Annotated in this window: 18 protein-coding genes; 8 read left to right on the top strand and 10 right to left on the bottom strand. The window is 57.8% G+C overall.

The window, feature by feature from the left end:
- Nucleotides 1-30 precede the first annotated feature (30 nt).
- From ACL2XF_RS11925 to ACL2XF_RS11955, 7 genes are all read left to right on the top strand, one after another.
- Nucleotides 31-483 (top strand): NUDIX domain-containing protein, encoded by a 453-nt coding sequence (locus tag ACL2XF_RS11925; protein WP_410015727.1) that lies wholly within the window; start codon nucleotides 31-33, stop codon nucleotides 481-483.
- A gap of 121 nt (nucleotides 484-604) precedes the next feature.
- Nucleotides 605-1,714 (top strand): tRNA 2-thiouridine(34) synthase MnmA, encoded by a 1,110-nt coding sequence (mnmA, locus tag ACL2XF_RS11930; RefSeq protein ID WP_410015728.1) that lies wholly within the window; start codon nucleotides 605-607, stop codon nucleotides 1,712-1,714.
- 152 nt (nucleotides 1,715-1,866) lie between these two features.
- Entirely contained in the window at nucleotides 1,867-2,493 is a 627-nt protein-coding gene (hflD, locus tag ACL2XF_RS11935; RefSeq protein ID WP_410015729.1) for a high frequency lysogenization protein HflD, read from the top strand.
- A gap of 25 nt (nucleotides 2,494-2,518) precedes the next feature.
- Nucleotides 2,519-3,889, top strand: coding sequence for an adenylosuccinate lyase (gene purB / locus ACL2XF_RS11940; RefSeq protein ID WP_413722438.1), 1,371 nt, complete (start codon nucleotides 2,519-2,521; stop codon nucleotides 3,887-3,889).
- Nucleotides 3,890-4,067: 178 nt separating this feature from the next.
- Nucleotides 4,068-4,739, top strand: a complete 672-nt coding sequence (gene phoP / locus ACL2XF_RS11945; protein WP_162364562.1) for a two-component system response regulator PhoP — start codon at nucleotides 4,068-4,070, stop codon at nucleotides 4,737-4,739.
- 5 nt (nucleotides 4,740-4,744) lie between these two features.
- Nucleotides 4,745-6,211: a two-component system sensor histidine kinase PhoQ gene (gene phoQ / locus ACL2XF_RS11950; RefSeq protein WP_410015731.1), complete on the top strand. Its 1,467-nt coding sequence runs from the start codon at nucleotides 4,745-4,747 to the stop codon at nucleotides 6,209-6,211.
- A gap of 147 nt (nucleotides 6,212-6,358) precedes the next feature.
- Complete coding sequence (locus tag ACL2XF_RS11955; RefSeq protein ID WP_410015732.1) at nucleotides 6,359-7,480, top strand: JmjC domain-containing protein; 1,122 nt, start codon at nucleotides 6,359-6,361, stop codon at nucleotides 7,478-7,480.
- A gap of 93 nt (nucleotides 7,481-7,573) precedes the next feature.
- Here the strand turns inward: ACL2XF_RS11955 and pepT are convergent, their stop codons facing one another.
- The 6 genes from pepT to lolC all read right to left on the bottom strand — a co-directional run bounded on the left by pepT (nucleotide 7,574) and on the right by lolC (nucleotide 14,891).
- Nucleotides 7,574-8,821, bottom strand: coding sequence for a peptidase T (gene pepT / locus ACL2XF_RS11960; RefSeq protein ID WP_410015733.1), 1,248 nt, complete (start codon nucleotides 8,819-8,821; stop codon nucleotides 7,574-7,576).
- A gap of 1,015 nt (nucleotides 8,822-9,836) precedes the next feature.
- On the bottom strand, nucleotides 9,837-10,262 hold the full coding sequence (locus ACL2XF_RS11965) for a hypothetical protein (protein WP_410015734.1): 426 nt from the start codon (nucleotides 10,260-10,262) through the stop codon (nucleotides 9,837-9,839).
- Nucleotides 10,263-10,869: 607 nt separating this feature from the next.
- The gene (gene cobB, locus ACL2XF_RS11970) at nucleotides 10,870-11,700 is read right to left on the bottom strand and encodes a Sir2 family NAD+-dependent deacetylase (protein WP_410015735.1); all 831 of its coding nucleotides are present in this window, start codon (nucleotides 11,698-11,700) and stop codon (nucleotides 10,870-10,872) included.
- Nucleotides 11,701-11,744: 44 nt separating this feature from the next.
- A complete protein-coding gene (gene lolE, locus ACL2XF_RS11975; RefSeq protein ID WP_410015736.1) occupies nucleotides 11,745-12,992 on the bottom strand; it encodes a lipoprotein-releasing ABC transporter permease subunit LolE in 1,248 nt (415 codons plus the stop codon).
- Nucleotides 12,989-13,696 (bottom strand): lipoprotein-releasing ABC transporter ATP-binding protein LolD, encoded by a 708-nt coding sequence (gene lolD, locus ACL2XF_RS11980; RefSeq protein WP_410015737.1) that lies wholly within the window; start codon nucleotides 13,694-13,696, stop codon nucleotides 12,989-12,991. The genes lolE and lolD overlap by 4 nt, the downstream gene beginning before the upstream one ends.
- A complete protein-coding gene (gene lolC, locus ACL2XF_RS11985; protein ID WP_410015738.1) occupies nucleotides 13,689-14,891 on the bottom strand; it encodes a lipoprotein-releasing ABC transporter permease subunit LolC in 1,203 nt (400 codons plus the stop codon). Before lolC ends, lolD begins: the two co-directional genes overlap by 8 nt.
- 210 nt (nucleotides 14,892-15,101) lie before the next feature.
- Between lolC and mfd the strand changes: the two genes are divergently transcribed.
- Nucleotides 15,102-18,551, top strand: a complete 3,450-nt coding sequence (gene mfd / locus ACL2XF_RS11990) for a transcription-repair coupling factor (RefSeq protein ID WP_413728666.1) — start codon at nucleotides 15,102-15,104, stop codon at nucleotides 18,549-18,551.
- An 88-nt stretch (nucleotides 18,552-18,639) separates the two neighbouring features.
- Here mfd and ACL2XF_RS11995 read toward each other — a convergent pair whose 3' ends face one another.
- The 4 genes from ACL2XF_RS11995 to nagZ all read right to left on the bottom strand — a co-directional run bounded on the left by ACL2XF_RS11995 (nucleotide 18,640) and on the right by nagZ (nucleotide 22,821).
- Nucleotides 18,640-19,179 carry a glycine zipper 2TM domain-containing protein gene (locus ACL2XF_RS11995; RefSeq protein ID WP_410015740.1) on the bottom strand — a complete coding sequence of 180 codons (540 nt, stop codon included), beginning with the start codon at nucleotides 19,177-19,179 and terminating at the stop codon, nucleotides 18,640-18,642.
- A 484-nt stretch (nucleotides 19,180-19,663) separates the two neighbouring features.
- A complete protein-coding gene (locus ACL2XF_RS12000; protein ID WP_410015741.1) occupies nucleotides 19,664-20,971 on the bottom strand; it encodes an NAD(P)/FAD-dependent oxidoreductase in 1,308 nt (435 codons plus the stop codon).
- Between the two features lie 225 nt (nucleotides 20,972-21,196).
- Nucleotides 21,197-21,739 (bottom strand): alpha/beta hydrolase YcfP, encoded by a 543-nt coding sequence (ycfP, locus tag ACL2XF_RS12005; RefSeq protein WP_410015742.1) that lies wholly within the window; start codon nucleotides 21,737-21,739, stop codon nucleotides 21,197-21,199.
- 38 nt (nucleotides 21,740-21,777) lie between these two features.
- Nucleotides 21,778-22,821: a beta-N-acetylhexosaminidase gene (gene nagZ / locus ACL2XF_RS12010; protein ID WP_410015743.1), complete on the bottom strand. Its 1,044-nt coding sequence runs from the start codon at nucleotides 22,819-22,821 to the stop codon at nucleotides 21,778-21,780.
- Between the last annotated feature and the right edge of the window lies 1 nt (nucleotide 22,822).

Here is a 22,822-nt window from a genome sequence, read left to right on the forward strand (position 1 = left end):
CCCGCAATCCGCAAGCGTTAAGGAGCGCGCATGTTCAAGCCGCATGTCACCGTTGCCTGTGTAGTCCAGGCGGAAAATCATTTCCTTATCGTCGAGGAAACCATTCATGGCAATCCCCGCTGGAACCAGCCGGCGGGCCATCTGGAGGCGGACGAAACCATCATCCAGGCCGCGCGGCGCGAATTGTACGAGGAAGCGGGCATCCACGCCCAGCCCCAGGCCCTGCTGCGCATCCATCAATGGATCGCGCCCGATAAGACACCGTTTCTGCGTTTTTTATTCGCCATTGATTTACCAGAGCGCATGACCGCCATTCCCCAAGACGACGATATCGATCGTTGCCTGTGGCTGCCGGCGGATGAAATCCTGGCCTCGGATTTGCTGCGCTCGCCGCTGGTGGCGCAAAGCATCCTGTGCTATCAACAGGATAAACGCTATCCGCTGGAGATGCTCGCCGCGTTTCAATGGCCCTTCGCACTCTAACGCTCTTTCCGTCACCCCGGCGCGGTGGCGCGCGGGGTGCCTGGCGTGGTAAAATCCGCCCCCTCGTATCATCAGCGCGCAATGTGACATCAAGGCGCGCGCGCCCGTTTGTGAGAATCCCATGTCAGAAAACAGTCAGCTTAAAGTGATCGTCGGTATGTCCGGCGGTGTTGATTCCTCCGTTTCCGCCTACCTGTTGCAGCAGCAGGGTTATCAGGTGGAGGGACTGTTTATGAAAAACTGGGAGGAGGACGACAATGAGGAATACTGCACCGCGGCAAGCGATCTGGCCGATGCGCAGGCGGTCTGCGATAAATTGTCCATTCCCCTGCATACGGTGAACTTCGCAGCCGAATACTGGGATAACGTGTTTGAACTGTTCCTGGCCGAATATAAGGCCGGGCGCACGCCCAATCCCGATGTGCTGTGCAATAAAGAAATTAAGTTCAAAGCCTTCCTGGAGTTCGCCGCCGAGGACCTGGGCGCTGATTTCATCGCCACCGGCCACTATGTGCGCCGCCGGGATGAGGCGGGTAAAAGCCAGCTGCTGCGCGGTCTCGACGACAATAAAGACCAGAGTTATTTTTTATATACCCTCGGCCACAGCCAGCTGGCGCAGTGCCTGTTCCCGGTGGGCGAACTGGCCAAGCCGGAGGTCAGGCGCATCGCCGCGGAGCTGGGACTTATCACCGCGGCCAAGAAAGATTCCACCGGCATCTGCTTTATCGGCGAGCGCCGGTTCCGCGAATTTCTCGGCCGCTACCTGCCGGCCCAGCCCGGCCCGATCCTGACCGTGGACGGACAGCGGGTCGGCGAGCACCAGGGGCTGATGTACCACACCCTGGGCCAGCGTAAGGGGCTGGGCATCGGCGGCACCCGTGACGGCAATGACGAGCCCTGGTATGTGGTGGACAAGCTGATGGATGATAACATCCTGGTGGTGGCCCAAGGCCATGAGCATCCGCGGCTGATGTCGGTGGGCCTGGTCGCCGGGCAACTGAACTGGGTGGACAGGCGGCCCCTGGCCGGTCCCCTGCGCTGCGTGGTGAAAACCCGCTACCGCCAGCAGGATGTGCCCTGCCTGGTCGAGCCGCTGGCGGACGGGCGGATCAACGTGCTGTTCGACGCGCCGGTGGCCGCGGTCACGCCCGGACAGTCGGCGGTGTTCTATCTGGGTGAACTGTGCCTGGGCGGCGGCGTTATCGAGGCCCGGTTGCCGCTGCAGGAGTGATCCTGATCTGGGTTTACCACGCGATTTGTGGCATGATCGGCGGCAAAGACACGACAACCATTTTATCGCCGGGATAAGTCCGGCCGGCGGCTGAATGCCCCCATGCGTGATTAAACGCCGCCGCATCATCAGGGAAGTGTACAGGAGTAACCTTGGCTAAGAATTATTATGATATTACGCTGGCATTGGCCGGGATCTGCCAAAGCGCGTTATTAGTCCGGCAATTGGCCAATAAGGGCGTGTGCGACGACGACGCGCTCGAAGTCTCGCTGCGCAGCCTGCTTGATCTTAACCCGCCCACGACGCTTAGGGTATACGGCGACCGGCCGGCGAATCTCAAGCCCGGGCTGGAAGCCATGGCGGGCATGCTTAACGCCTCGCGCGAAGGCGTGGGAGCGGAGATAACGCGTTATACCCTGAGCCTGATGGTGCTGGAGCGTAAACTGCATGCCAATAAAGGCGCCCTGGACGAACTGGCGAAGCGCATCGGCCAGCTTGACCGCCAGCTGTCTCATTTCGAATTAATGTCAGAGACCCTGATAAGCGCCATGGCGTCAATTTATGTCGACGTCATCAGCCCGCTGGGTCCACGTATCCAGGTGACCGGCGCCCCGGCCATGCTGCAGAACCTGCAGGTACAGGCCAAGGTGCGCGCAGCGTTACTGGCCGGCATTCGTTCCGCCGTGCTGTGGCAACAGGTGGGCGGCGGCCGTTTGCAACTGATGTTCGCCCGCAATCGCCTGTTTGAACAGGCCCGGCAAATCCTTGCACAATGTTGAAATCTTATCCCAGGAGTCGCAATCGATGGAATTATCCTCACTGACCGCCGTTTCCCCCGTTGACGGCCGCTACGGCGACAAAGTCGACGCCTTGCGCGCTATTTTCAGTGAATATGGCTTGCTGAAATTCCGCGTCCAGGTGGAAGTGCGCTGGCTGCAAAAACTGGCGGCATGCGCCGATATCAGCGAAGTCCCGGCATTTGACAACCACGCAATCGCTTACCTTGATGATTTGGCCGCCAACTTCAGCGAACAGGATGCCGCGCGCATCAAAACCATCGAACGCACCACGAATCACGATGTGAAGGCGGTGGAGTATTTCCTCAAGGAACGGGTGGCGTCGGTACCGGCGTTGCACGCGGTCAGCGAATTTATCCATTTCGCCTGCACGTCGGAAGACATCAACAACCTGTCGCATGCGCTGATGCTGCAAACCGCCCGCCGGGACGTGATCCTGCCCTATTGGCGTAAAATCATCGACGGCATCAAGGCGCTGGCGCATTTGTACCGGGATATTCCGTTGTTGTCGCGTACTCACGGACAGCCCGCCACCCCGTCCACGGTCGGCAAGGAAATGGCGAACGTGGCTTATCGTATGGAGCGTCAGTACCGGCAGCTGTCGCAGGTGGAAATCCTCGGTAAAATCAACGGCGCCGTGGGCAACTACAATGCCCATATCGTGGCGTATCCGCAGGTGGACTGGCACCGGTTCAGCGAGGAATTCGTCACCTCGCTGGGTATTCACTGGAATCCCTATACCACCCAGATCGAGCCTCATGACTATATAGCCGAACTGTTCGACTGCATGGCGCGGTTTAATACCATCCTGATTGATTTCGACCGCGATATCTGGGGTTATATTGCCCTGAACCACTTTAAACAGCGCACCGTGGCCGGTGAGATCGGCTCTTCCACCATGCCGCACAAGGTGAATCCGATCGATTTTGAGAACTCCGAAGGTAATCTGGGGATGGCTAACGCCATCATGGGCCATCTGGCGGGCAAACTGCCGATTTCACGCTGGCAGCGCGACCTGACCGACTCCACGGTGCTGCGTAACCTGGGCGTCGGCATCGGTTATGCCTTAATCGCCTACCAGTCCACGCTCAAGGGCGTCGGCAAACTTGAAGTCAACGGCGATCGTTTGCTGGCGGAGCTGGATCAGAACTGGGAAGTGCTGGCGGAGCCGATCCAAACGGTGATGCGCCGCTATGGCATTGAAAAACCCTACGAAAAACTTAAGGAGTTAACGCGGGGCAAACGCGTTGACGCCGCCGGCATCCAGGCCTTTATCGACGGCCTGCCGCTGCCGGAAGAGGAAAAGACCCGGCTGAAGACGCTGACGCCGGCCAACTATATCGGACGCGCCGTTGCCATGGTCGATGAGCTGAAATAATGCCCGGCGTGTGAAATGCCCTAGCAAACGCTCCGGTTAAAGCTCCGTTGAACATAAGTTTAGCCATCCTCTGGGATACTCTCCCAAAAGACGTCCATCAGCCCAGGGGATTGTTTTTACAGATTGGCAGAGACGGGTGATTCAGGCTCGTTACTGGTGCTTTAACTTAGGAGTTGCGATGCGAGTTCTGGTTATAGAAGATAATTCTCTTCTTCGACATCACCTGACAGTACAAATGCGTGAAATGGGTCATCAGGTCGATGCCGCCGCCGATGCCAGAGAGGCGGATTATTTTTTGCATGAACACCCACCTGATATCGCCATTGTCGACCTCGGCCTGCCCGATGAAGACGGCTTGAGCCTGATACGCCGCTGGCGCACCCATCAGGTAAAAATCCCCATTCTGGTACTCACCGCGCGCGAGGGCTGGCAAGATAAAGTCACCGTGCTGGAAGCGGGCGCGGACGATTATGTGACCAAGCCTTTCCATCTGGAAGAAGTGGTGGCGCGCATGCAGGCCTTGATGCGCCGCAACAGCGGACTGGCTTCGCAGGTCATTACCCTGCCGCCGTTCCAGATTGATCTGTCGCGCCGCGAACTGATGATCAATAACGAACATATCAAATTGACCGCGTTTGAATACACCATCATCGAGACGCTTATCCGCAACGCCGGCAAAGTAGTCAGCAAGGACTCCCTGATGCTGCAGCTTTATCCCGACGCGGAATTGCGCGAAAGTCACACTATCGATGTCCTGATGGGGCGATTGCGAAAAAAAATGCAGGCCGATTATCCGTATGAAGTGATCACAACGGTTCGTGGGCAGGGTTATCGTTTTGATGTTAATTAAGATCTATGGCCCACTTCCCTTATCAACATAAGAAGCCCTTCTCGCTTCGCGTCAGATTCCTGCTGGCTACCGCCTGCGTGGTTCTGGCGCTTTCCTTATGCTACGGCATGGTGGCGGTCATCGGCTACAGCGTCAGCTTTGACAAAACCTCGTTTCGCCTTCTGCGCGGTGAAAGCAATCTGTTCTTCAGCCTGGCGCAGTGGAAAGACAACCAGCTGACTATCGCCGTTCCCCCCAACATCGACATTAACTTTGCCGCCCTGGTGCTCATCTATGACGATAAAGGCCAAATCCTTTGGCGCCAGCGCTATGTGCCGGCCCTGGAAACACGGCTGAAACCCGAGTGGCTGGCGAAAACCGGCTATTTCGAGCTGGATACCGATACCCGCACCAGCAGCGCGGTGCTGGGCGACAATCCCACCGCGCAGGACAAACTGAAAGATTTCGACAGCAGCGACAGCAACGCGCTGACGCACTCGGTGGCGGTGAATCGTTACCCGGCGACCGGGCGGCTGCCCCCGCTGACCATCGTGGTGGTGGATACCATTCCCCATGAACTGCAGCGCACCGACCTGGTCTGGGAGTGGTTCAGCTATGTGTTGCTGGCCAACCTGCTGCTGGTGGTGCCGCTGCTGTGGCTGGCAGCGCATTGGAGCCTGCGCCCGATCAAGGACCTGGTGCAGCAGGTCCGCGAACTGGAGGGCGGCGAACGGGACCGGCTGGATGAAAATCCGCCGCGCGAACTGGGCATTCTGGTGCGCAACCTGAATATTCTGCTGAACAATGAGCGCCAGCGTTACCAAAAATACCGCTCCACCCTGTCGGATCTCACCCATAGTCTGAAAACGCCGCTGGCGGTGCTGCAGACGACGCTGCGCTCCCTGCGCACCGGGAGGGAAACCAATATCGAGCTGGTGGAACCGATCATGCTGGAGCAAATCAGTCGTATCTCGCAGCAAATCGGCTATTACCTGCACCGTGCCAGCGTGCATTCCGATCATAACGTGCTCAGCCGCGAACTGCATTCCGTACCGGCGCTGTTGGACAGCCTGTGCTCGGCGCTCAACAAAGTGTATCAGCGCAAGGGGGTCTCCATTTCACTGGACATCTCCCCTGAACTGACCTTTATCGGCGAAAAGAACGACTTCATGGAGGTGATGGGCAATATCCTCGACAATGCCTGTAAATATTGTTTGGAATTTGTCGAGATCAGCGCGCGCGCGAACGAAAAAGAGCTGCACCTGCTTATCGAAGACGACGGACCTGGCATTCCCGCTTCTAAACGCACCCTGATCTTCAAGCGCGGTCAGCGCGCCGATACCCTGCGTCCGGGACAGGGCCTGGGTCTCTCGGTTGCGGCGGAAATCCTGGAGCAATATGAGGGCGATATCATCGTCGGCGAAAGCGCGCTGGGGGGCGCCCTGGTGGAAGTGATCTTCAAGCGCCAGCAGGGTTACCAGGACGACGACTGATCTACGCAAGCGGCCTATATTTTGATAAAGAAGCGCGTCCTTGGCCTATTTTATAGCGGTATTTTGCGGCATGTCGGATAATTTAACCCCCGTAGCCTACCGGCTTCCGTTATAATCCAGACAGGGTCCCTCACGGTGGAATAGGCTATGGATTATCAACTCGATCTTGACTGGAATGACTTTTTACAGCGCTACTGGCAAAAGCGGCCGGTCATCATTAAACGCGCTTTCAAGAATTTTATCGATCCCTTAACGCCGGATGAACTGGCGGGCCTGGCAATGGAAACCGAGGTCGACAGCCGCCTGGTCAGCCATGAGGACGGGCGCTGGCAGGTCAGCCATGGGCCTTTTGAGAGTTTTGATAAACTGAGCGAGACCAACTGGTCCCTGCTGGTCCAGGCCGTCGACCATTGGCATGAACCTTCCGCCGCGCTGATGCGCCCTTTCCGCCAATTGCCCGATTGGCGGATCGATGATCTGATGATCTCTTTCGCCGTGCCCGGTGGCGGCGTCGGCCCTCATTTTGATCAGTACGACGTGTTTATTATCCAGGGACAGGGCCGTCGTCACTGGCGGGTTGGCGATAAAAAGGCGCTGAAACAGCACAGCCCACATCCGGATCTGCTGCAGGTAGAACCTTTCGACGCCATTATTGATGAAGAAATGGAGCCGGGAGACATGCTGTATATTCCGCCCGGTTATCCGCACGAAGGGTATTCGCTGGAAAATGCGCTTAACTATTCGGTAGGCTTTCGCGCCCCCAGCGGCCGTGAGCTGGTCAGCGGTTTTGCCGATTATGTCCTGGCGCAGGAACTGGGCAGCCAACGCTATAGCGATCCCACCCTGACACCGCGCGCCGACCCGTCCGCCGTTCTGCCGGAGGAGATCGATGCGCTGCGCGCCATGATGATGGATCTGGTTCAGCAGCCGGACAGATTTAATCATTGGTTTGGCGAGTTTATTTCCCAGTCGCGCCATGAGCTGGATATCGCCCCGCCGGAACCGCCTTACCAGGCCGGCGAAATATACGATCTGCTGCAACAGGGCGACCAATTGCACCGTCTCGGCGGCCTGCGCGTATTAAAAGTTGGCGAAGAGTGTTATGTCAACGGCGAACAGATTGTCACCCAGCATAAACAGGCGCTGGCCGTATTGGCCGGCGCTTATGTCATTAGCGGCGCGCAGTTTGGCGCGGCGCTGGACGATCCTTCGTTCCTGGCATTGCTGACGGCGCTGATCAATAGCGGCTATTGGTATTTCAAGAACTAAAACGAGGGATTGAAGCGCCGTAGCGGGGGTTGCTGCTGTCAAACCCGCTGCAAGCCGACGTACACCAGGCCCGGTTTCCACCGGGCTTTTTCGTTATGCCTTATGCGGCAGGCCTTTCGCGCGCAACGCGGTCAGCTCGGCGATGCGCATAATCACCCGCACCGCTTTTTCCATGCCGTCCTGCGAGGCAAATTCATGTTTGCCATGGTAGTTATACCCGCCGGTAAATAAATTCGGACACGGCAGCCCGCGAAACGACAGCTGAGCGCCGTCGGTGCCGCCGCGGATCGGTTTCATTATCGGTTCCAGACCGCAATCGCGCAGGGCCTGCTGCGCCAGCTCGATGATATGCGGATGCTGCGCCACCTGCTCATGCATATTGTAATAACTGTCTTCAATAGTCAGTTCGATATAGCAATCCGGGTGTAGCCCCTTCCCCAGTTCTTCGGCGGTGGTGATCATAAACTGCTTGCGGTCTTCAAAACGCTGACGGTCGAAATCACGCACGATATAATGCATTTCCGCCCGATCGACGCTGCCTTTCATACTGTTCAGGTGATAAAAACCTGCGTAGCCTTCAGTAGCCTCGGGCGTTTCGTCGGCGGGCATGCGCTGGTGAAAGCGCGTGGCCAGCGTCAAGGCATTCACCATTACCCCTTTGGCGGTGCCGGGATGCACGTTGTTACCGACAATTTTTACCAGCACCGACGCGGCGTTGAAGTTTTCATATTCCAGCTCACCGATGCCGCCGCCGTCCATGGTGTAGGCCCACTGGGCGCCAAAACGCTCGACATCAAAAAACTGCGCGCCTTTGCCGACTTCCTCATCGGGGGTAAAGCCGATACGGATATCGCCATGGGGCAGCTGTTTCTCCTTGATGCGCACCATAGCGGTAATGATTTCCGCTATGCCGGCCTTATCGTCGGCCCCAAGCAACGTTTTGCCGTCGGTAGTGATCAGGGTATGGCCCATCAGCTGATGCAAAACAGGAAACATTACCGGCGAGAGTATTTCATCACCGTTGCCCAAGGCGATATCACCGCCGCGATAATTCTCGACGATCTGCGGATTGACATGTTTGCCGGTAAAATCCGGGGCGGTGTCCATATGGGAAATAAAGCCGATAACCGGCACCGGCCAGGCGACATTGGCAGGCAACGTCGCCATCAGGCAGCCATGATCGCTTAATGTCACCTGTTCAAATCCCAGGGCGGACAGCTCTTCCTGCAGCACATGAGCCAGTTTCCATTGCCCTTCGGTGCTGGGGACTTGTTTAACCCCCGGTTTTGATTGGGTATCGATGGAAACGTAATGTAGAAAACGATCGAGTAATTTGTCCATTTTTTCCGCCTGTCGCATCACTGGCACCTATTATGGGTAGCGATGATTTTGCAAATATTGTGTCAGGTCAGTTTTCATGGTTTTGACCTGCAAAAAAGCATAATTGCCTAAGCATAGCGTATTCCGTTTGCCGGCAGAACCTAAACCGGCGGGGTTTGACCTGAAGCATGATTTTATATCCTGGCGGGAAAGGGGTGTTGCCGGAGAATGCCATTGGCAGCCTGCGGGGGGCATATAGTGTGTAGGCTGGGATCGGCGGTTGCGCTTGCCGTCAGCGGGGCGGCGTATGTTGGCTGGGGGATGTTGCGCTTGCCGTCAGCGGGGTGGCGTGTGTTGGCTGGGGGAGGTTTTGCTTGCCGTCAGCGGGGCGGCGTGTGTTGGCTGGGGGAGGTTTTGCTTGCCGTCAGCGGGGTGGCGTGTGTTGGCTGGGGGAGGTTTTGCTTGCCGTCAGCGGGGTGGCGTGTGTTGGCTGGGGGAGGTTTCGCTTGCCGTCAGCGGGGTGGCGTGTGTTGGCTGGGGGAGGTTTCGCTTGCCGTCAGCGGGCGGCGTATGTGGGCTGGGGGAGGTTTCGCTTGCCGTCAGCGGGCGGCATATGTGGGCTGGGGGAGGTTTCGCTTGCCGTCAGCGGGGCGGAGTATGTCGGCCCGTGCGGGCAATCGACGAAGGGCCGGCAGTCGCCCCGGCCCTTTCGAATCCCGGGCTTCCGGCAGATCGCGCGCCGCTGCGCGGTGCCTTCCGTCCCGGCTGCCGCCCCTGGGACCGCACGGTACGCGCTCCCGGCGCGAACCGTGCTCTCGCCGCCTCCCTGCGGCTCGTCCGGTCGTCCGCCCTGCCGTCAGCGCGCTTGATGCCGGGTCAAGGTCAAGGTCAAGGTCAAGGTCAAGGTCAACCTCAACATCAACATCAACATCAAAAATAAAATCAGATTGATGACCTTAGGCAAGTCTGTGGAAATACTGTCTTGCAGGACCAGACTTTCGCACCGCCTGCACGTATTTCCCCACTGATATAACAGTTAATTTAGACTCCAGTAGTCCACAATATTATTATTATCAAAGGTGACATAGAAACGATTGCCGTGGATTTCAGTATTGCCGCTCATTTTCCCAGATACCTTGTTAGCTTGAGAAGAGGCTGAGCTGGCTGTACCAGCCAATCCTAGGGCACTGGAAATCGCGCCGGTACCAGGAATAAAACCGGTTAAACTGGATGCATCGCTTAGCGCGCCGTTTTTATGATAAACCCAGGTGACGCCATTGGATGATTTCTCATTTGAATCCGGTACGCCATACAAACTTTGAACTTGCTGTTGCGTGGTTTTACCCTTGATAATATGAGACTCAACGTAAGATGTGCTGAACTTATCTTCCCCTCCCATCATTCCACCCGAGCAAGCTGTAAGCGCGAGTACCACCATCAAGCCAAAAGCAGCCTTTTTCATTTTTATCTCCAGATATTCCTATAGTAAAAAAAACAAACGAGCCAAACGAATCATAAATTTTTGTAACATGAAATTAATTAATATCCAACAATTTATCTTCACAATTTAAAAAATAATGCTTTACCTATTGATATCTAAGCAATAAAACATTCTGGGTTTGTAAAGAAAATGTGAGGAATGTCAATAATTGATTGCGCAGGCTGGATGAGATAATGCGCAGGACAGGCAATGGTGCGGCTCGCAGTTATTGATGTAGGGAGAGTCTTCTGGGACCATTTTAATTAAGCATTATATTTTAATTAATAGGCTTTTTATAATTTTTCGCCGTAGGCGACAGTAATATTGCCGTCGTAATATATCGCTTTTTTGTAATGAAATGGCGTTTAATCCTGGCGCCATCGAGAAGACCGACACGAATAAAACCTCAGACCGGGCGCTTCAATAAGCATTGTGACGCGGGACAGGTTTTGCCCTTGGCGCAGTCATGGCAAGCGAAACCCTCGCCGAACGACCAGATCCCGACCAAGCCCAAAGCAAACCTTACCCTCGCCGCGCGTCCCAATCCCTGGCAGCGGCAATTCTCCTCAACGCGCTACAGCGTCCCGATTTATCCCCGCTGCTCCACAAAGCCCTCAATAAACCGCGCCACATATGCCGGCACACATTCGCTCGCCGGACCGTAAATCCGCTCCTCGAACTGGCTCTCCACCTGGCTGGGCTCGAGGTTGAGCTCCACCGTCCTGGCCCCGCTTATTCGCGCCTCATGGACAAACCCCGCCGCCGGATAAACATGGCCGGAGGTGCCGATCGCCAGGAAATAATCCGCTTTGCCAAGGGCGTCGTATATGGCATCCATGCCCAGCGGCATTTCGCCAAACCAGACCACGTGCGGACGCAGCACCGCCGGGAACTGGCAGCAATGACAACGGTCGGTTTCCGTAATATCGTCGGTCCACTCGATAATCTGGCCGCTGCTGACGCAGCGCACCTTGAGCAATTCGCCATGCATATGGATCACGCGCCGGCTGCCGGCCCGTTCGTGCAGGTTATCGATATTCTGCGTGACCAAAAGAAAATTATCGCCCAGCATCTGCTCCAGCTCCGCCAGCGCCACGTGGGCGGCGTTGGGCTTGATTTCCGGCTGCTGCAGCTGGCGGCGGCGGGCGTTATAAAACGCCTGCACCAGCTGCGGGTTACGCTGGAAGCCCTCAGGAGTGGCGACATCCTCGACCCGATGCTCTTCCCACAGGCCATCGGCGGCGCGAAAAGTACGAATACCCGATTCAGCCGAGATCCCGGCGCCGGTAAGCACCACTACAAAAGGTTTTTTCATCTTGGTTACCGCCATGGTGTCACGGTGAAAAATACGTGAGCGCAATCGCTGCTGCCTGAGCCGTTTACTTTTACGAAACCGGATTAACCGGCGATGAATACGCATGCTGCTGATTCCTTAATGCATGGCACGGATAGGCCGCAAGGCGTTTATAAACCGCTGAGCACTCTTGCCGGGTCGATACGGCTGGCCCGCCGCGCCGGATACCAACTGGCCAGCAGGCTAAGCAGCAGCGCCGTGCCCAGCACGATCGCCACGTCAAGCCAATGCAGTTCGGTTGGCAGGAAATCGATATAATAAATATCACCGGATAATAAATTATGCCCCAGCAAACGTTCGATCCCTTTAATCACATCCGTGAGGTTAAGCGCCACCAGCACGCCGGCCACCACGCCGCTCAGGCTGCCCGTAAGGCCGGCAAGCAGGCCATACCAAATAAAAATAGCACGGGTTAAGCGGTCTTTGGCGCCCAGGGTACGCAATATCGCAATATCGGTGCTTTTATCCTTAACCGCCATCACCAGCGTGGAAACAATGTTAAAGCACGCCACGCCAATCACCAGCACCATGGCCAGGTACATGATGGCGCGGATCATCTGGATATCCCGGTACATATAACCGTAGGTGCCCATCCAGCTGCGGATATACACATACGTTTTCGTCACCTCGCCCGCGTCCCGCACCAGCTTATTGGCGATGAAGGGATTATTCACCTTAATGGCGATGCCGCTGACGTCCTGGCCTTTATCCAGGTACTGCTGGGCATCCGCCAGCGGCACCATGGCAAAGCTGTGATCCAGCTGGCCGCTGAGCGCCAGGATACCGCTCACCTGCAGGCGGATACGCTTTGGCTCCAGCAATTTCATCTGCGGATCGCTGTTGGGGATCATCACGGTCAGCCAGTCGCCCTGCTTGACATCCAGGGCTTGCGCCACCCCCTGTCCGATAATGATCTGCTGCTTACCGGCGCTGAACGCCTGCCAGGCATTATCCTGGACATAGCGCGGCAGCGCGCTCAGGTTGGACTCTTGCCGCGGGTCGACGCCTTTGATCTGGATGGCCTTGAGCTTAACACCCCGCTCCACCAGGCCGGTGAAAGTGATGTAGGGCGCCGCCGCGGCGATGCCCGGCACTTTTTCAATCCGGGTTAATATCGCCGGCCAGTCGGTAAAAGGCGGGTTAACCGGCTCGATTTCGCCATGCGGCACTACCGCTAAAATACGGTTATTCAATTCACGCTCAAAGCCGTTCATGGCGCTCAGGCCGATAATCAGTACCGCCACGCCGAGCGCGATGCCGACGGTGGAGATAATCGAAATCAGCGACACCATGCCGCCGCGACGCCGGCCGCGGCTAAAACGCAGCGCAATTTGCAACGAAAGCGGAAATCCCCTCATTCCTGCGCCCCCAGCAGGTCGCCGTCCCGCCGCAGCTGGCCGTCGCGCATTTCCAACTGACGGTTCAGGCGCCGCGCCAGGTGAAGATCGTGGGTGACGACTAAAAACGCGGTGCCCTGGCGCATATTCAGTTCGCCCAGCAGTTCAAAAATACTGTCGGCGGTGCGCTGATCCAGGTTGCCGGTAGGCTCGTCGGCCAGCACCAGCGCCGGATGGTTGACCAGGGCGCGCGCTATCGCCACCCGCTGCCGCTCGCCGCCGGATAACTCGGCAGGACGGTGATGGCCGCGTTTATCCAGCCCGACCGACGCCAGCATTTCCCGCGCGGTAGCCTTTGCCTGCTGCGGCGTGGTGCCGCCGATAAGCAGCGGCATGGCGACATTTTCCAGCGCGGTGAAATCCGGCAGCAAATGATGGAACTGATAGATAAACCCCAGCCGGCGGTTACGGATCTCCGCGCGCGCCTGGGAGGATAAGGCCGTCAGCTGCTGGCCTTCAAAAATCACCTCCCCGGAGGTCGGCTCGTCCAGGCCGCCGAGCAAATGCAGCAGGGTACTTTTACCCGAGCCCGAACTGCCGACGATGGCCATCATCTCGCCCGGCAGCATCGAAAAGGACACGTCGCGCAGTACATCGGTAAACAACTTGCCTTCCTGGTAACGCTTACTCAAATTGTTACACTGCAACAAAGGAGCATTATTCATAACGTAAAGCCTCAGCGGGATGAACGGCGGCCGCGCGCCAGGAAGGATAAAGCGTGGACAGTAGCGCCACGACCATCGCCAGCACGGCGATGGTGGCAACCTGCAGTGAGTCGATATCGACCGGCAGCTCCGCGCCATCGAGGAAAGCGCCGATCACCGGCATTAAATTATTCAGTTGGCTGGCCAGCAGCACGCCCAGGCCGGTGCCCAGAAGGGCGCCGATAATGCCGGCGCCGGCGCCCTGCACCATAAACACCAGCATCACCTGGCGCCGGGTCAGGCCGAGGGTCTGCAGAATGGCCACCTCACCCTGTTTTTCCATCACCAGCAGGCCGAGCGAGGTGATAATGTTGAACGCCGCCACCGCCACTATCAGGCTCAGCAGCAGGCCCATCATGTTCTTTTCCATGCGCACCGCCTGGAACAGCTCGCCTTTGCGCTCGCGCCAGTCCTTCCATTGGGTGCCTTCGGGAAGCCGCTGGCGGCTGACCGCCTCGACGTCCAGGGGCTTTTGCAGCCACAGGCGCCAGCCGGTGATATTGCCGGCCGGGTAGCGCATCAGGCGCGAGGCGTCCTGCTGGTTGGTCAACAGCTGGTATTGGTCCACCTCGCTGTTGGCGGCAAAGGTGCCGGCCACGGTAAACAGGCGTTGGCTGGGAATGCGGCCCATCGGCGTAAACTGGCTTGAGCCTGGCACCATTAACCGCAGCTGATCGCCGCGTTTCACGCCGAGTTGTCCCGCCAGCTGTTCGCCGAGGATAACCTGGTAACTCCCGGGCTGGAGCGCATCCATATGGATGTTAACCAGGTAGCGGGCCAGCGGTTCGGGATCCTGCGGATTGACGCCCAGCATGACCCCGACGGCTACGCTGCGCGCGCTTTGCAGCACCACGTCGCCGGTGGTCAGCGGCACGATACGGCTGACGCCCTTAAGCGCACCTAGCGCCGAGGGCGGAATGCGTTTAGGATCAAGCGAGCCGCCGGGGGTGGTAATCAATGCCTGGGGCATGACGCCGAGAATGTTACCTTCCAGCTCGCGCTCGAAGCCGTTCATCACCGATAATACGGTGACCAGCGCCATGACGCCGAGGGTAATGCCGATGGTGGATAGCCAGGAGACAAAGCGCCCGAAGCGGTCTGATGCCCGCCCGCGCATGTAGCGCAGGCCAATATATAATGCGACAGGTTGATACATTGAATTCCGTTTGGATGCCGGTTGCCAAAGCAAAGTGATCAAGGATAATAAAGGGTCGTACCCTATTATGGAACTACTAACCGCCGCTACCGCCGGCTTTTATTCTTGTTAGGCTGCCTAACATAAGCCATCATGCTCAATGCACGCACGTTTCGCCATAGTCCATATCGTATTGGCCCCGGCGCAAGAGAAGAGATCTGACCACTGTTTATGTCCGAACAATATCGTTATACCTTACCCACTAAACCCGGTGAACAACGTTTATTGGGTCAACTCACCGGCGCCGCCTGCGCCGTCGAATGCGCCGCCATTGTCGATCGCTACCCCGGTCCCGTGATGCTGGTGGCGCCGGATATGCAAAACGCCCTGCGCCTGCACGACGAAATCCGGCAGTTTACGCGCCATCCGGTGATCACCCTGCCCGACTGGGAAACCCTGCCTTACGACAATTTTTCCCCGCACCAGGAAATCATATCCGATCGATTGTCGACATTATATCAACTGCCGGCCATGGATCGCGGGGTCATTATCCTGCCGATCAATACCCTTATGCAACGGATATGCCCCCATTCATTCCTGCACGGCCACGCGCTGGTGATGAAAAAAGGCCAGCGCCTCTCCAGGGACAAGCTGCGCGCGCAGCTGGAGCAGGCCGGCTACCGCAGCGTGGATCAGGTCATGGAGCACGGAGAGTACGCCACGCGCGGCGCCCTGCTCGATCTTTATCCCATGGGCAGCGAAGAACCGTACCGGATCGATTTTTTCGATGATGAAATCGACAGCCTGCGCATTTTTGATGTCGACAGCCAGCGCACCCTGCACGAAGTGGATCAGATAAACCTGTTGCCGGCCCATGAGTTTCCCACCGACAAAACGGCCATTGAGCTGTTCCGCAGCCAATGGCGCGAACAGTTCGAGGTCCGGCGCGACGCCGAGCATATCTACCAGCAGGTGAGCAAGGGCACCTTGCCTCCGGGCATCGAATATTGGCAACCCCTGTTTTTCAGCGAACCGCTGCCGGCATTGTTCAGCTACCTGCCCGCCAATACCCTGCTGGTCAATACCGGCGATCTGGAAGCCGGGGCCGGGCGGTTCTGGGCGGATGCCGTGGCGCGTTATGAAAACCGCCGGGTGGACCCGATGCGGCCGTTGGTGGCGCCCGAAATGCTGTGGCTACGGGTCGACGGGCTGTTCAGCGAGCTGAAAAACTGGCCGCGGGTACAGTTGATCGGCGAGCGGCTGGACGCGAAAGCCGCCAATATCAATATGGAATATCAGCCGCTGCCGGACCTGGCGGTGGAGGCGCAAAACAAAGCGCCGATGGATAAATTACGCCGGTTCTGCGAGCAGTTCGACGGCTGCGTGATTTTTTCGGTGGAAAGCGAGGGACGGCGCGAAACGCTGCAGGAACTGCTGGCGCGCATCAAGATCAACCCCAAATTAATCGCCCGGCTCGATGATGCCCAAGGCCCCGGCAACTACCTGATTATCGGCGCCAGCGAACGCGGTTTCATCGATCAGTTCCGCGGGCGCGCCCTGATATGCGAAGGGGACCTGCTGGGGGAAAGGGTAAGCAGGCGGCGTCAGGATAACCGCCGCGCCATTAATGCCGATACCCTGATCCGCAACCTGGCGGAATTGCATCCGGGCCAGCCGGTGGTGCACCTGGAACACGGCGTCGGCCGCTACGGCGGCATGACCACCCTGGAAGCCGGCGGCATCAAGGCCGAGTACCTGATCCTGACCTATGCCGGCCACGATAAGCTGTATGTGCCGGTTTCCTCGCTGCATCTGATCAGCCGCTATTCCGGCGGCGCCCAGGAGAACGCGCCCCTGCATAAGCTCGGCGGCGACGTCTGGTCGCGCGCGCGGCAGAAAGCGGCGGAACGGGTGCGCGACGTGGCGGCCGAACTACTGGATATCTATGCGCAACGGGCGGCGAAGGTGGGCTTTGCTTTCCGACAAAACCGCGAGAATTACCAGCTGTTTTGCGAGGGTTTCCCCTTTGAGCCCACGCCCGACCAGGCACAGGCGATTAACGCGGTGTTAAGCGATATGTGCCAGCCTCTGGCCATGGACCGCCTGGTGTGCGGCGATGTGGGGTTCGGCAAAACCGAAGTGGCGATGCGCGCCGCGTTCCTGGCCATTGAGAATCATAAGCAGGTGGCCGTGCTGGTGCCGACCACCCTGCTCGCCCAGCAGCATTTCGATAATTTCCGCGATCGTTTCGCCAACTGGCCGGTACGCATCGAGATGATTTCCCGGTTTCGCAGCGCCAGGGATCAGGCCCAGGTCCTGGAGCAGACCGCCGACGGCAAGGTGGATATCCTGATAGGGACCCACAAGCTGCTGCAAAACGAGATTAAATGGCGCGATCTGGGCCTGCTGATTGTCGACGAGGAACATCGCTTCGGGGTGCGCCATAAAGAACGCATCAAGGCGATGCGCGCCGATGTGGATATCCTGACCCTGACCGCCACGCCCATCCCGCGTACCCTGAATATGGCCATGAGCGGTATGCGCGATCTGTCCATCATCGCCACGCCGCCCGCCCGCCGGCTGGCGGTAAAAACCTTTGTGCGCGAATACGACAGCCTGGTGGTGCGCGAGGCTATCCTGCGCGAAGTGCTGCGCGGCGGGCAGGTTTATTATCTGTACAACGATGTGGAAAATATTGAAAAAGCCACCCATCGCCTGCAGGAACTGGTGCCGGAAGCACGTATCGCCATCGGCCACGGCCAGATGCGGGAACGGGATCTGGAGCGGGTGATGAACGATTTCCATCACCAGCGTTTCAATGTCCTGGTCTGCACCACCATTATTGAGACCGGTATTGATATCGCCAATGCCAATACCATTATCATCGAGCGCGCCGACCATTTCGGGCTGGCGCAATTGCACCAGCTGCGCGGCCGTGTGGGGCGCTCCCATCACCAGGCCTACGCCTACCTGCTGACCCCGCCGCCCAAGGCCCTGAGCCAGGATGCGTTAAAACGCCTGGAGGCCATTGCGTCGCTGGAGGATCTGGGCGCGGGTTTCGCCCTGGCCACCCACGATCTGGAAATTCGCGGCGCCGGCGAACTGCTGGGAGAAGACCAGAGCGGCCAGTTGCAAACCATTGGGTTTTCATTATATATGGAACTGCTGGAGAGCGCGGTGGACGCGCTCAAGGCCGGGCGCGAACCCTCGCTGGAGGATTTAACCAGCCAGCTCACGGATGTGGAGCTGCGCATGCCCGCCCTGTTGCCGGAAGACTATATTCCCGACGTCAATACACGTTTATCTTTCTATAAACGCATCGCCAGCGCGCCCGATACCCGGGAAATTGAAGAGCTGAAGGTGGAATTGATCGACCGCTTTGGGCTGTTGCCCGATCCGGCGCGTCATCTGCTGGATATCGCCGGCCTGCGGCAACGGGCGCGCAAACTGGGTATCAAACGCATCGAGGGCAATGAAAAAGGCGGGTTTATTGAATTTAGCGAGAAAAACACCGTGGATCCGGTCTATCTTATCGGCCTGCTGCAGCGCGATCCCAAGACCTTCCGTCTCGACGGCCCGACGCGGCTGAAATTCATCAAGCCACTGCCGGAACGGCTGGAACGACTGCAGTATGTGGATCAACTGCTGGCGGGACTGGATCAACATCAGGTTCCCGCCTGAGTCCGTGACTGCCCGGACGGCTTGTCCCGGGCAGTCACGCAGCGGCTCGATGCGGATGACGGCCACCGGCGCTGTTGCGATTGCGGTACTAGACCTGTTTGTTCAAATCCAGACGGCCTTTGCCATCCAGGGGAATCTGCGTGCCTGGATCATGATCCATGCGGATTTTCCCCTGTTCATCGCCGATCTTGTAGGTAACATCGTAACCCAATAGCTTCTGCGATTTATCATAAACCGTCTGGCAGCGCTGCTGGGTGGTGGTATAGGTGTCGCGATTTTGCAGATTGCCCTGTACCTGGTTGCCGGTGTATCCGCCCGCCAGCGCCCCCGCCACCGTGGCCACGTCCTTGCCGCGCCCGCCGCCGAACTGATGCCCTAAGACGCCGCCCGCCACCGCGCCGAGCAAAGAACCGGCGATTTTATTTTCGTCCTGCACCGGACGGCGATGGGTAACGGCGACATTCCGGCATTCCTGGCGGGGGGTTTTAATGGTTTCATTGATTGGCGTTGCCGTGACTACCTGCGCATATCGCGGACCAGAGGAGAACACATCCAGTCCGGCAACCGCCGCAATCCCTGACGCCGCGGCAATCCCGATACCGACACCGGCCAACATTGATTTATTCATGGGAAATCCTCCTGAAGTAATAACCCACGCATTCACTGGCAGCAACCGGATCCCAGAGGCAGTCGATTACGCTAACTACGCCTGGGTTAATGACTGCCGGCCCTCTCCGGACGCTAGCGCAAAACGGAACTCATGGACTCCTCCGGCACGGCGTGCGTGATTCGCCCACCGGATGAACCGAAGTCTGCACAAAGCAGGCGACAGCGGCAATAAGACTAATAGCCAAAATAGGGCATTTATGCATGCGCCAAAGCCAGTTTGGGATAATTCCTAGGGGTTTAAGCGCCATTATCGGCGTTTTATGCTAAGGGTAAGCATTGCTAATACAATATGTTAGCGCCGCAAACCGTGTGATTGCCGCGTCAGCTTGGGCATATTGCAGGGAAAGGGGGCGCAGAGGCATTAGCCGGGCAGATTTTCCTGCCCGGCGGCAGGCTGGCGCCGAACCTGGCGCAGCCGTATCAGAGGGAATGCCTGCCTGCAATTAATGCAGTTTTAAATGCGGCCGGATCACACGGTTAATCCGCCCCACCAGCACGATAAGCCCGGTTTTGAACAGGCCGTGCAGGGCCACTTGATGCATGCGGTACAGAGAAATATACACCGCGCGGGCGATACGGCCCTCTATCATCATGGAGCCGCGCATCAGATTGCCCATCAGGCTGCCCACGGTGCTGAACCGGGATAGCGATACCAGGGAGCCGTGATCCTTATAGACATAGGGTTTCAGTTCCCGGTCTTTTAACAGCGCCAGGATATTAGCGTACGCCCGGCTCGCCATTTGGTGCGCGGCCTGGGCGCGCGGCGGCACAAACCCGCCGGCGGGTTGCGGACAGGACGCGCAGTCGCCGATGGCGAAAATCGCGGGATCGCGGGTGGTTTGCAGGGTGGGCGTCACCACCAGCTGATTGGTGCGATTGGTTTCCAGCCCGGCGATATCCTTCAGGAAATCCGGCGCTTTGATGCCGGCCGCCCACACCATCAGTTCCGCCGGGATAAACTCGCCGTCCTTGGTGGTCAGCCCGCCTGGCCCGGCACTGGTCACCAGCGTCTTGGTCAGGACCCGGACGCCCATTTTTCCCAGCTCATGGTGAGCCGAGGCGGAAATACGCGCGGGCAACGCCGGCAGGATACGCTCGCCCGCCTCGACCAGCGTTACGTTCAGCGCCTGGTTATCGAGGCCTTTAAACCCGTAGCTGTGCAATTCCTGAACCGCGTTATGCAGTTCGGCCGACAGTTCCACGCCGGTGGCGCCGCCGCCGACGATGGCGATATTCACGCGCTCATCCGGGCCGTGCGGCTGGGTGGAAAACTTCAGGAACAGATTGAGCATTTCATTATGGAACCGCTGGGCCTGCGCGGGATTGTCGAGGAAAATACAATTTTCCTTCACCCCGGCGGTGCCGAAGTCGTTGGATACGCTGCCGAGCGCCATCACCAGGATGTCATAAGGCAGCTGGCGCACCGGCACCAGCAGATCGCCGTGGGCATCGCGGATTTCATCCAGCTGCAGCGTTTTATCGTCGCGGTTAATATTGCTCAGGCTGCCCATCTGGAAAAAAAAGTGATGATTGCGGGCATGGGCCAGGTAGCTGATGGCATCTACGCCTTCATCCAACGAACCGGTGGCCACCTCGTGCAGCAAAGGTTTCCATAAATGGCTGTGATTGCGATCCACCAGGGTGATGTCCGCCTTTTTACTGCGGCCCAAGGCGGATCCCAAACGGGTGGCGAGTTCCAGGCCGCCGGCGCCGCCGCCAACGATAACAATCTGCTTCAGGGGTAATGACAAAATAACCTCCAAATGTAAACCAATCGTTAACTAAGAGTAAAAATAAATACCCTTATAAAACACGTGGTTACCTTCAAATAAACTGTTGTTGCTGCAAGATTACCATGAAGGGTCATTTGGTCATACCAAAATTGATATAAATCAATTTTGGCCTAATAAGGCAGAGAATAAAAACGCAACCGGGCACCCGCGCACAGGCGCCCTGATGCCGGTTGGCCGGGGCGCTTAACCCAGCGCCTTGAAACTCTGGATCCTCAGCACATGGGGGGCGATATTTTTGAATTTATGGCTTTGCTCCTCATCCCAGATAATCTCGTAAAACGGCGCCAGCAGCGCCGCGCTGCGGCGACTGTCCAGGGCTTCATCATTGCGCGAAAGCAACACCAGGCAGCGGTCGCGGTTTTTCTCGCGGAAGTTCTCCACGCATTTGGTGGCGATATCCACGTACTCTTCCGGACGATCGATTTTGCCCGGCATATTCTCATCCGGAAATAAATTCGGATTAACGATCACCTGGCGCATGTCGCACAGGAACCCGATGCGCTCCGCCCAGAACCCGCCCAGTCCGACGCCGCAAATCAGCGGACGCTCGTCATCGGTCAGTTGCTGCATCTTGTCCACTTCTTTTAACAGATGCTGCATATCGTGGCGTGGATGACGGGTGCTGTAGCTTATCAGCCGCACATCGGGGTCGATAAACTGAAGCTGCAGCACTTTTTCATGATTACCGGGACTGTTGGAATCAAAACCATGCAAATAGATAATCATCACTATCCTCGTCGCTCAATAAGTCCGGACGCTGAACGTCAGTGGTCCGGGAATTCTATCCGCCGCTGTTTTTCCTCGGCCCACTGCGCTCCCAGCAGCGTAAGCTGTTGATGCACCTGCCGCCAGCGCGTGGAGCCGAGCAGTTCCTTACGGGAAATCACTCCCCGATGGTATAACGTCTCGAGAACGTCGACTTTGATCGGTGACAGATTATCCAGCACCTTGATGGCCCCGGCGCGGTTATTGCACACCAAAATCATATCGCAGCCGGCATCCAGCGAAGCCTGCGCCCGCTCGGCATAGCCCCCCATCACCGCCGCGCCTTCCATGGAGAGATCATCGGAAAAAATAATACCGGCAAAACCCAGCTCGCGGCGCAGAACCGTCTTCAGCCAAAAAGCGGAAGCGCTGGCCGGCAGGGGGTCCGCCTCGGTATAAACCACATGGGCGGGCATAATGGCGTCCAGCGCGCCGCGCGCGACAAGCGTGGTAAAGACGTGCATATCATGGGCGCGAATCTCGTCCAGGGGACGGCCGTCGACGGGCGTTTCCTTATGCGAGTCGGCGGTCACCGCCCCGTGGCCGGGGAAATGCTTGCCCGTGGCCTTCATGCCGGCCTGATGCATGCCGGCGATAAAATTTTCCGCCAGCTCGATGGCCGGCTCCGCCTGATGGTGAAAGGCGCGTTCGCCGATAGCCAGGCTGCCATGCCCGATATCCAGTACCGGCGCAAAACTGATATCGATATCCATGGCGGTCATTTCCGCCGCCATCAGCCAGCCGGCGTCGCGGGCCAGGGCCGTCGCCTGCGCCATGGGGCGCAGCGCCGCATACGCCTGGGCGGCGGGCAGGAGGGTAAATCCTTCACGAAAACGCTGTACCCGGCCCCCTTCCTGGTCCACCGCCACCACCAGCCGCTGGCGCGACGCGCGGCGAATTTGCGCTACCAGCGCTGCCAGCTGATCGGGATCGTGATAGTTGCGGGTAAAAATAATCACGCCGCCCACCATCGGGTGCTGCAATATTTCACGCTCTTCGTTATCCAACTCATAGCTGGCGACATCTAACATCAATGGACCCACG

The sequence above is a fragment of the Sodalis sp. RH19 genome (genome assembly GCF_047324215.1).
Classification (GTDB): Bacteria; Pseudomonadota; Gammaproteobacteria; order Enterobacterales; family Enterobacteriaceae; genus Acerihabitans.

Coding starts and splice junctions, on each gene's coding strand:
- ACL2XF_RS11925 (WP_410015727.1), top strand. CDS start 31: ATGTTCAAGCCGCATGTCACCGTTGCCTGTGTAGTCCAGGCGGAAAAT.
- mnmA (WP_410015728.1), top strand. CDS start 605: ATGTCAGAAAACAGTCAGCTTAAAGTGATCGTCGGTATGTCCGGCGGT.
- purB (WP_413722438.1), top strand. CDS start 2,519: ATGGAATTATCCTCACTGACCGCCGTTTCCCCCGTTGACGGCCGCTAC.
- phoP (WP_162364562.1), top strand. CDS start 4,068: ATGCGAGTTCTGGTTATAGAAGATAATTCTCTTCTTCGACATCACCTG.
- phoQ (WP_410015731.1), top strand. CDS start 4,745: ATGGCCCACTTCCCTTATCAACATAAGAAGCCCTTCTCGCTTCGCGTC.
- ACL2XF_RS11955 (WP_410015732.1), top strand. CDS start 6,359: ATGGATTATCAACTCGATCTTGACTGGAATGACTTTTTACAGCGCTAC.
- pepT (WP_410015733.1), bottom strand. CDS start 8,821: ATGGACAAATTACTCGATCGTTTTCTACATTACGTTTCCATCGATACC.
- ACL2XF_RS11965 (WP_410015734.1), bottom strand. CDS start 10,262: ATGAAAAAGGCTGCTTTTGGCTTGATGGTGGTACTCGCGCTTACAGCT.
- cobB (WP_410015735.1), bottom strand. CDS start 11,700: ATGCGTATTCATCGCCGGTTAATCCGGTTTCGTAAAAGTAAACGGCTC.
- lolE (WP_410015736.1), bottom strand. CDS start 12,992: ATGAGGGGATTTCCGCTTTCGTTGCAAATTGCGCTGCGTTTTAGCCGC.
- lolD (WP_410015737.1), bottom strand. CDS start 13,696: ATGAATAATGCTCCTTTGTTGCAGTGTAACAATTTGAGTAAGCGTTAC.
- lolC (WP_410015738.1), bottom strand. CDS start 14,891: ATGTATCAACCTGTCGCATTATATATTGGCCTGCGCTACATGCGCGGG.
- mfd (WP_413728666.1), top strand. CDS start 15,102: ATGTCCGAACAATATCGTTATACCTTACCCACTAAACCCGGTGAACAA.
- ACL2XF_RS11995 (WP_410015740.1), bottom strand. CDS start 19,179: ATGAATAAATCAATGTTGGCCGGTGTCGGTATCGGGATTGCCGCGGCG.
- ycfP (WP_410015742.1), bottom strand. CDS start 21,739: ATGATTATCTATTTGCATGGTTTTGATTCCAACAGTCCCGGTAATCAT.